Origin of the sequence: Bacteroides sp. RTP31139st1_H2_RTP31139_211217 (assembly GCF_040227615.1) — a bacterium.
In the GTDB taxonomy this organism is placed as follows: domain Bacteria; phylum Bacteroidota; class Bacteroidia; order Bacteroidales; family Bacteroidaceae; genus Bacteroides; species Bacteroides uniformis.
In genome coordinates this window covers 1-1,742 of sequence record NZ_JBCNZM010000252.1, presented here as the reverse complement: position 1 = coordinate 1,742, position 1,742 = coordinate 1, and the positions used below count along the sequence as shown (strand labels likewise).

Below are 1,742 nucleotides of genomic sequence, written 5' to 3'. Positions count from 1 at the left end.
GCGTATGGCACAGTTGGCACGTATGCAGGGCTGAACTTGTTGGTGCGTAGCGAGTACAGCATAGACGGTACGTTTGACCGCAATACATTCTTTGTAGAGGGTATAAGTGGATTGAAATACCGATGCGGCCTGAGTGGTGCACTGCCGCTTGGTTTCGTTGAGTCGGCACAATATCCGCATGGAGCATTAAGCAAATTGCCCTCTCTTATCGAGAAGCAACAAAAGGCGGTAGAGCGGATAGAAAGCGAAATTCCTACATTGCAGGACATCATTTGTCGCCAGTGGAGTAAAGCCGATGAACTGTCAAGGCTCAAACAGGAGTGTAAGGAACTTCAACACAGGATTGATGAAAGCCTGAAAGAGACCGGACAACCGCAGGCAGCCAAACACGAAGCTATTGCCGAAGCTGCTTGACATAATCATAATTTCAACCGTTCCCTCTGCATGGTCGTGATGACCGGGCAGAGGGATTTTTGCGCTCCGGTCTGCCGACGGCTCTACTCTTTTATGGCATCCTTCCTCCCTTTATAGCCTCCCGATTCCCCGCCGCCACCCGTTTCCATTTATAGTCCTTATATCCTCTATTTTAGCCCAATAGGAATAATGGCCTTTCATAGCGTATCCGTTTTTTACAATACGCCATTTTTAGCTTCTACATTGGCATCAATGTATCACTTTAGCCTTCACACCTCCTAATAGCTTCAATCAAGACATCTTTTAACCTTATGAAGGCAAGTTTATCCACTCCTTTTGATATACTGATTTCATTATCGACCAAATCTTTCAGTTTGAGTAAACAAGGAATATCTGCCTTATATCTGTCTCCCACATCTTGTTGGTCATAGCCAAAATTATAATGATAAGCAAGAAATTGCGTAAAAGCATTTCTGCCTTTATTGCTTAGTTTGCAGATAGCATCAAAAAGAGCATTGGCATCTTCAGATGCAAATATCGCACGAAGTTCGTATGTACAACTTTTATCTGGATAAGGCAATCTGTCTATAATTATAAGTTCCTCTACTGTTCCTTCAGTCAAATTACGCAGTGCTTTTTGCATTTGATCCGGCAACTCATTTATCTTTGATTTCATCTGCTGCAAGAAATAGCCCACAATATCATCTGTTATTGGAGTCTTGACATCTGTGGTTACATAATTACATCCACTAATAAAAAGACCCCTTAGCTGATAAAGTTCCTCTAAACTGGTTTGACTATTAATCATTTCTGCTATTCTCTCTTTTATTGAAGAGATATGAGGCTTTATATCAGAAAAAATGCCAATAGCATCAAAATACGATAGATACGCGATACTATAACCAAGTTGATAAGCGTCTTTTATCTCTTTATCCAATATGGCTTTTATAGTAGCCTGGCAAATACTTTCAAGTTTTTGCTGTTCCATGTCGAAAAAGCCGGATAGCATTTCCCAAGGCTTCAACTCTTCTTGCTTATCCTTTATTTCCGTAACAATAAATTCTACAAGTGGAGCACCTGTGATAATATATTGTATAATAGCCGTAACATACTCCGGATTTAAGACATTATAAATTAACCCCTTGTTCAAAGAGTGATATTTTTCCCTTAGATGCTGTATCCTTTGCTTATCCTCATTATCATCTTGGAGTAGTGAAATCTGACAATCTCTACTCCAATTACAAATTAACTCTTTGTTCTCACTATTATTATACTCTGCATACACAGCAATAAATGACCCAAGAATATTTTTAAGAAAGATATTATCC

2 pseudogenes are annotated in these 1,742 nt (G+C 39.6%); one reads left to right on the top strand and one right to left on the bottom strand.

Features of this window, described 5'->3' with window-relative positions:
• A pseudogene (locus ABUA47_RS23245) lies at positions 1–414 on the top strand (DNA methylase); the annotation flags it as partial.
• Positions 415–676: 262 nt separating this feature from the next.
• On the opposite strand, the pseudogene ABUA47_RS23240 reads toward ABUA47_RS23245, so the two are convergent.
• Positions 677–1,742, bottom strand: a pseudogene (locus tag ABUA47_RS23240) (NTPase); the annotation flags it as partial.